Source organism: Streptomyces sp. (assembly GCF_035563135.1).
GTDB lineage: Bacteria > Actinomycetota > Actinomycetes > Streptomycetales > Streptomycetaceae > Streptomyces.
In genome coordinates this window covers 1-7,033 of record NZ_DATMVN010000793.1, presented here as the reverse complement: position 1 = coordinate 7,033, position 7,033 = coordinate 1, and the positions used below count along the sequence as shown (strand labels likewise).

At 69.8% G+C, this 7,033-nt stretch carries 7 protein-coding genes and 1 pseudogene; all 8 read left to right on the top strand.

Annotated features, from left to right (window positions below; translation table 11 throughout):
- Nucleotides 1-2,043: pseudogene (locus VN520_RS35280) on the top strand (hypothetical protein); the annotation flags it as partial.
- 104 nt (nucleotides 2,044-2,147) lie between these two features.
- Nucleotides 2,148-2,750 (top strand): hypothetical protein, encoded by a 603-nt coding sequence (locus VN520_RS35275; protein ID WP_325751031.1) that lies wholly within the window; start codon nucleotides 2,148-2,150, stop codon nucleotides 2,748-2,750.
- Between the two features lie 152 nt (nucleotides 2,751-2,902).
- A complete protein-coding gene (locus VN520_RS35270; RefSeq protein WP_325751030.1) occupies nucleotides 2,903-3,400 on the top strand; it encodes a Pycsar system effector family protein in 498 nt (165 codons plus the stop codon).
- Between the two features lie 210 nt (nucleotides 3,401-3,610).
- Nucleotides 3,611-4,222, top strand: coding sequence for a hypothetical protein (locus VN520_RS35265; RefSeq protein WP_325751029.1), 612 nt, complete (start codon nucleotides 3,611-3,613; stop codon nucleotides 4,220-4,222).
- A 189-nt stretch (nucleotides 4,223-4,411) separates the two neighbouring features.
- The gene (locus tag VN520_RS35260) at nucleotides 4,412-5,740 is read left to right on the top strand and encodes a hypothetical protein (RefSeq protein WP_325751028.1); all 1,329 of its coding nucleotides are present in this window, start codon (nucleotides 4,412-4,414) and stop codon (nucleotides 5,738-5,740) included.
- A gap of 69 nt (nucleotides 5,741-5,809) precedes the next feature.
- Nucleotides 5,810-6,244: a hypothetical protein gene (locus VN520_RS35255; RefSeq protein ID WP_325751027.1), complete on the top strand. Its 435-nt coding sequence runs from the start codon at nucleotides 5,810-5,812 to the stop codon at nucleotides 6,242-6,244.
- 164 nt (nucleotides 6,245-6,408) lie between these two features.
- Complete coding sequence (locus tag VN520_RS35250; protein WP_325751026.1) at nucleotides 6,409-6,750, top strand: hypothetical protein; 342 nt, start codon at nucleotides 6,409-6,411, stop codon at nucleotides 6,748-6,750.
- Between the two features lie 54 nt (nucleotides 6,751-6,804).
- Nucleotides 6,805-7,033 (top strand): hypothetical protein (locus VN520_RS35245; RefSeq protein ID WP_325751025.1); only part of this gene is annotated, 229 nt, incomplete at its 3' end.

The window sequence follows — 7,033 nt, the reverse complement described above, 5'->3', positions numbered from 1 at the left end:
GAAGCCGCGATGGTGCTCGGACCCGAGCGCCCGCGTCGCCGCCGCTCCCGCCCGGTGCGGCTGATGATGGCTACAGGCCGGATTGTGCGCTGGACCTACCGCAACCGGCGCAGACTCACCCCGCCGGCTGCCGCGACCGCTTTGTACATCGCCGGTGCCGCCTTCCACGACGCGCCTGACGGATGGGGCGGCGCCCTGATGACGAACGCCGCAATCGCCGCCGGTGTCCACGGACGCTGGCGCTGGCGGCGACGCGCGAACTACCGCACCCGGGCGGCGCAGTGGTTCGCGCGGCACGGTGCCCTGCCCCAGCGGCGCAGCAACCCCATGACCCGCTCGGAGCTGGGGCGGCTGCTGGCCTCCGCAGGGTCGGCGGCCGCGCTCCTGCAGACCGCAGCCTCAGCCGATGTCCCCGTGGGCTTCTATTTGGCATGGCTGGCTGCAACCGGAGTGCCCTGGTGGTGGCTGCGGCGGATCCGCGAGATGCCCGAGGTTCAGGACGAACTCAGCAAAGAGGAAGTCTTCAACGAGCGGCTCGGCGGGACCGGTGGCCGCCTGTATGGAGCGAGCCTCACCGGGGCGGAGGATCTGCCGGGCCTGGACGGCAAGGCGTGGGGCGGCACGATCGTGCTCTCCCCGGGCCGCCAGCAGTACTCGGATGCCAAGACCGCCACCCCGATGATCGCCTCCGCCTACGGGCTGCCGATCTCGTCGGTCGCGGTCACCCAGCACCCCTCCGGCAGCGCCAACCTGGCCTCCCTGAAGGTGTACGAGCGCAACCCGCTGGAGGACATGCCGCACTGGCCGGGCATCGATTCCACCTTCGACCCGGTCAGCGGCATCGCGCACCTCGGCCTGCACATCGACAACGCCCCCGCGCTCTACCGGTATCACCGCCCCGACTGGGGCACGGTCCATGACCTGATCACCGGGTCGACCGGTTCGGGTAAGAGCGAGCTGCTGCGCCAGCTGTTCGCGATGGACCGGCACACCGGCATCTACGTCAGCTGGGGCGGCGACCCGCAGTACGGGGCGTCCTTCGAGTACTGGCAGGACCATCTGGACTGCTTCGCCTCCGGTGTGGACGAGTGCATGGGTCTGCTGGTCGCCGTGCGGGAAGAACTGCACCGGCGCGCGGAGAAGTCCAGCATCGAAACCTGGGAGGACGAGGACGGGGACGTCTACTTCGGCATCGGAGATTTCACCCCGACCGTGGCCAACCCTGGCCTGGTCGTGGCCATCGACGAGTGGCAGGAGGTGTGGCAGGAATATCCGGAGGCCCTTGACATTGCCGTCGACGCGGCGATCCTGGGCCGCAAGCTGGGGATCAAGCTGCGCCTGGCCTCCCATCTGGTGGGCTTGGAAGCGATCGGGACCGAGCAGCTGCGCCAGCCGCTGGTGTCCGGCAACGTGATCGCGCTGCGGAACACCTCGCGGATGACCCAGCACATGGTCAATCTCCCCGCCGACCCCTACGATCTCCCCGGTGCCTGGCCCGGCAGCCTGCTGCCGACCAGCGGTCTGGGTTATCTGTCGGGAGTCGAGGACCGCGGAGCGGTCTTCCGCTCCTGGCGTCCCCTGAACCGCCGGCAGGCCACCCGGCACGCCAAGACGGGGAATCCTCCGCAGTTCTCCCGCGAGGGGGCCGAGCGAATCGGCCCGTTCTACCTGGAGTGGCGTCAGCGCCTGGCGTCCCGCCGCAAGGGCATCATCCTCCCGGTGCCCGGTGTCAGCGAACTGTCGGAAACCCCGGCCGCCGAGTACGAGTATGAGGAGTTCACCGGCCAGACCCCGGCCGTCTCCACCACGAAGACGGCCAAGGGCTCCCAGCGAGGTGTGGCGAAGGCCGCGATCCTCGCATTCGTACGCACCCAGCCCTCCACCACGACTGCGCTGATCGCCGAGGGCACCGGCTGCGCCAAGTCGACGATTTCCACCACGCTCCGCAGGCTCGCGGAGGAAGGTCTCGTCATCGACTACGGCCACGGTGAATGGGGCTCGGTCGAGCTGCGCGAGCAGTTGCTGACCGCCGTCGGTCAGTAAGTACCACCCATCCGCCGGTGAGGCGGCCCAGCCGCCTGGCCCGGTCCGCCCTCACCGGCGTTCTAGCACCCCCGCGGTGCTGCCCCGAACAGGAGCGTTGGCACATGACTCTCGACCATGTCGGCCCCCAACTCCGTGCAGGTGAAGCCGATCCGACACTCGCCCAACTGGCACAGGCCCGGCCGGCCGTCATGCTCGACCCTCAGAACCGGTTCATCCGTGTACTGACGCCCGCCGAGGCCGTCGAGATGTACGACGCCCAGCTGCTGGCGGCCGCACGACGCCTCGAGTCCGGGCTCGACCCCGTCCCGCCCGCCTTCCAGATCCGCTACATCAACACACACCCAGGCCATGCTGCTGCGCCGCAGCCCACTGCGGCACAGCCCGTGCCGGCCTGGGTCAAGGGCACCTCGATGCTGCTGGTCGCCACCGGGGTCTGCGGAGCCGGTGTGGGAGCTGGAATCGGCTGGGCGGCCCCTGGCCTTAAGTACCTGGACAACGTGTTCTACGCGCTCTCCGCCGCCCTCATCTCCGGCGCCGCCTTGCTGTCCACCATCCGGACCAAGCTTTTCTCCAACGGATCAGGCGCTGCGGCTCCCCCCTCGCCGTCTGGAGCCCACGTCGGGTGCGGCGGCCCGAAGAACCACCTTGTGGTCCGGGACCGCGCCCGCATGAAGATCAAGGCCCGCAACATCACCGTCCAGTGAGCAGCGGCTGGCTCGGCTTGCCCGTCCGGCCTGCGGACCGCGCCCCGACAGGACTGCGCCGCAGGCGGGACAGGCCAACCGATCCGCACGCCGGACATACACCGTGCGTGCGCCGAACCTCTATTCAACTTCCCGACCCGACAGGAGTGCCCATGGAGCAGATCACCACCTCCGCCGCTGACGGCCGCACGGCCTCGAGCATGGACCGCACCGACGCCAACTTGGCGGCGTCCGCCGTCGACTCGCGGCGCGAGATCGACCGCACCGACACCAAGGCGAGCGTGCTGCTCGCCCTCAACGGCGCGATGTCCGCAGGGCTGGTGAGTGCCGCCGACGCGGACCTGCCGACCGCCGCGAAACTCGTCGGCGGCCTGTCGGGGGCCTTCATCGTCGTCGCCATCGTTCTCCTGCTGCAGGTGGTCCGTCCGCGAACGAGGATCAAGAACGGGGCCTCGGCGGGCTTCGTCCGCTGGGCTCGTCTGGACCAGCCGGGCTTCCGCGAAGCAATGCGCGAGGACCGCAGGGTCGACGACGCTCACGCCCTGGCCAAGCTGGCCGACCGCAAGCACACGCTGCTGCGCTGGGCGGTCGATGTGACCACCACGGCGGTCGCCCTGTTCGCGATCGCCGGCCTGATCGCCGCGGGCTGAGCCAGCCCCAGTGTCCCGCCCGGCGGGCCCGCACCACATGCGCTGCCCGCCCCATGGGACACACCCGCTGATCTCTCCCCAGCAGGCTGGCCACCACTGAAGAGGCCTCCAGCCTCACCGGCACGGTCTTCTCCTTCGGTCCCTTCGGGCACGGGGTCAGTTCCACCTCAACCACGTTTTGCAGTCAACCGACTTGGAGTGAGTCCCCGGATGTCCCGTACCACCCGCATACCGCGCACGATGGCCCTGTTGAGCACGACCGTGGCGCTGAGCGCGCTGGTCGGCTGCGGGAGCTGGGGCCAGGACACGAAGACGATCGTGGTCGACCACGGCACCGTGACAGAGAAGAGCGGTGCCGCACCGCGGTGGGTGGCCGCCACTTCCGACAAGTACGGCAAGGTCTGCCGCCAGGTGCCGGTCAAGAAGGCCGCGTGGAGCACTCCGTTGAGTGCCAGGGTGCCGCTGAAGCCGGGCCCCAAACCGGCTCCTGCGCCGAAGAAGCCGGCCGTCCCGGACACGGACTCCGGCGCGGATGCCCCGAAGCAGCCCAAGAGCCCCGACCTGACCAAGCCGACCCCTGCATCCAAGGCACCCACCATCACGCCCGGCAAGCCCCAGGGCTCCACCAAGGAAGTCTGCGGCCGAGAGGTGATCCGCAAGGGCACCGCGGGGCACTGGACGGAGAGCCAGCGTGTCCTCAAACTCAAGGACACGAAGGGGAACACGACCCGATGGCGGGTATCCGAGCCCCTGTGGCAGCAGGCCGAGCTGAAGAAGTACCTCGACCTGCGCGAGACCGGGGCCGGGTACCACCGGATGTGACCAGGCCAGACGCCAGGGGCCGGGCCGAGACGTGGGGTGATGCGCACCCTCCTTGGCCCGGCCCCTGTTCGTTGCCCCACGGCCCGGCACGCCCCCGGCTCCCCAAGTACCCCGGCTCCGCGAGCACAGCAGCCCAGGCACCGGGGCTCCGCCGGTGTTCACCCCACCCAGCAGAGAACGGACGTCACCATGCTTGCCACCACCTCCCACGACCCCGGCATCCGGGGCAGGCTGCTCCAACAGATGGATCGCCTCTTCGCAAACGACCGCGGCCTGGGTGTGCTCGTGGAATACAACGGGCGGCCCGACATGTCGGAGCGGGACAAGGACCTGCAGCTGGCGTGGGCCGATGCCCTGATAGCCCTCCACGGGCGCAACCGCGCAGCGTCCATCTACTCCTCCTACGCCAGCAAACGCCGCGCGGCCGAGGCAGGCACGCTCGCGCCCGTCGGATCCTGGGACAACCTGGTCCTGGGCTCCACCCCGATCCCTCGCTGGCAGCGCGACCTCCACGACTTCCTGTGCGTGGTCTGCGGCGAGAGCTTCCCCTCGGTTCTGATCGACCACGGCCAGGACCCGGCCTGCTGCCGCTGCGCCCGCAAGGCAGAGGTCCCGACGCAAGCCCTGCCCCTGTGGATGGCCTACAGCCATCACCGCTTCGCGACCCCCGGCCTGCGTCGGGAGGAGGTCCCCAACGGTGAAGCGACGGTCACCTTCACCTTCGAGGGCGGGCAAACCCGACCCTATGTGGTGGGCGAGGCTGGTCTGTTCTACAGCGACCTGTCGCGCCTGCCCGGCCTGGTGCAGAAGGCCGTACGGGGCGCTGCCGAGGACCTCAACGAGCTGCGCTTGGTGATCGATGCTTCCGTCGAACGACACGGTCGCGGCTTCGACATCACCGCCGTGTTCAGCTACGACTCCGAGCCAGAAGGCTCCGACGGTCCCCCCTACGGGTTCCGATTCGTCGATGCCCGCATGGTTGCCACCCACGGCGACCTGTCACAGCCGGTCGAGTACAAGGACGTCTACCAGCTGCTCGAGGCGATACTGACCGCCCTGTACGCGCCGTCACCGGTGACCACTAGCAACGCCCCCAGCGACCCTGCCCCGCCCCCTCTTCCTACTCTGCCCTCGGAGCCCGTCGGCGAGGCTGCCGCACCTGGTAGTGGGAGTCCGGCCGCCCCTGTACAGGCGCCCGCGGACGAGGCTCCGATCCCCACCTCGGACGGGGGGGCTCAGGCCCCGGAGCCGACATCGTCCCCACGAGCGTCTTCGAGCGGCGCGAGCCCCACGGGAAGCGGGGATCGCTCGCCGAGATCGCGGCGCCTCCGGCTGGCCCTCACCGTGCTGGCCGCCTGGGCGGTCTGCTTCGCCGGAGGCCTACTCCTCCTCGACAGTGGCGACGTCACCGCTGCGGCCGCCAGCCTCGTACTCGGCGGGGCCAGTGTCACCGGTCTGGCCATGGGCATCGGCCTCATCCGCCTCCTACGGCGCCGCTTCCCGCTGATGTGGTCCTGACCTGCGCTCAGCGACGGTCGGCCCCATGCGGCCCGCCAGACTGCCCAGCCCACCGAGAGGAATATGCCCTTGAGCATCAAGGCCAGGCGATTCGACCGGTTCCTGATCGATGACGGCCGCCACCTGCCAACCTACGTCATCGACGAGGACGCCTCCCGTATCGCCGGGGAGGCCCGATGGCGCGCCAACTGCTCCTGTGACCGGATGCCCGATCACCCGGCTGGCAGCCGCGAACAGACGCTCATCGCTCACCTTGCCCATGTGTCCAAACAGCTCTCCCCGGCCGCCGGCCCGGAATGGCTCCCGCCCGGCGCGCGTCTGGTCCTCCTGCTGTTCGCGATGCTGGCCATCTGGGCCGCGTGCTACGTCGCCGGGGTCCTGGTGACCCAGCAGACCGACCTCACCGACGGGGTCATTCGCGCCGGAGCCCACCTGACGGGGATAGCCCTGGCCTTCGGGTTCATGGTCCTCACCCGCCGCTTCATCGCCCCGACGCGTGCATGACGAGCCGCCCCCTGCTCCCGACAGACCGAACAGGACGCCCTGTGACCACTACGGACTTCGGCCCCGAACCGGCCTCTGACAGCCTTGAGGCGGTGTGCTCTCGCTGCGGGTGCACCGACAACTCGCCCTGCCCCGGCGGCTGCGTCTGGGTTCCCAATGGCTTCATGGAAGACCTGTGCAGCGCCTGCGCAGCCGAACCGGAGACCGCGGAGCTTCGCCGCCTGGTCCTGGCGCTGGGAAGCTCCGCCTTGCATCGCAAGGCCGAGGTGATCGCCGCCCGCAGCAGTGAGTCCAAGGCCGTCGAGGACCTGCTCGCCTACTCCTCTGCCACGTTCCTCAGCTGCGCCGTTCTGCGTCTGTTGGAACTCGCCCTGCGCCTCGACCCCAGCAGCGCCGAAGCCGTCGCCGCCGAACTTCACGAGCTGCGCGACGACGCCCCCGACGAGCTCGACTCCTTCCTCAAGGGCCACGTCGATGCCATGGGCATCGAGTCGAGCGTCCACTAGGCCAACCCCTCGCCAGACCACCCCCGCTCATCCGCACAGAGGAGGCCCGCCCCCATGAACAAGACCGACCCCGCCCGCAGTGGCCGCGACGAGCTGCGCGCCCTGGGCGCCGCCACCGCCGGCAGTGTCCTCGATGGGATCCCCGTCGTCAGCGCTGTCCTCGGCGGTGCCGCAGCCTTCCGCGTTATCCATGACCGCTCCGGCCGCTCCCCCCTCGCGCTCGCTGCCGGACTGGGTGCCGCCATCACCACCTACGGGGTGGTCGAGAGCCTGGTCGAAGCTC

What these genes read in the sequence shown, in the direction of transcription:
- VN520_RS35275 (WP_325751031.1), top strand. Translation starts at nt 2,148, where the DNA reads ATGACTCTCGACCATGTCGGCCCCCAACTCCGTGCAGGTGAAGCCGAT.
- VN520_RS35270 (WP_325751030.1), top strand. Translation starts at nt 2,903, where the DNA reads ATGGAGCAGATCACCACCTCCGCCGCTGACGGCCGCACGGCCTCGAGC.
- VN520_RS35265 (WP_325751029.1), top strand. Translation starts at nt 3,611, where the DNA reads ATGTCCCGTACCACCCGCATACCGCGCACGATGGCCCTGTTGAGCACG.
- VN520_RS35260 (WP_325751028.1), top strand. Translation starts at nt 4,412, where the DNA reads ATGCTTGCCACCACCTCCCACGACCCCGGCATCCGGGGCAGGCTGCTC.
- VN520_RS35250 (WP_325751026.1), top strand. Translation starts at nt 6,409, where the DNA reads ATGGAAGACCTGTGCAGCGCCTGCGCAGCCGAACCGGAGACCGCGGAG.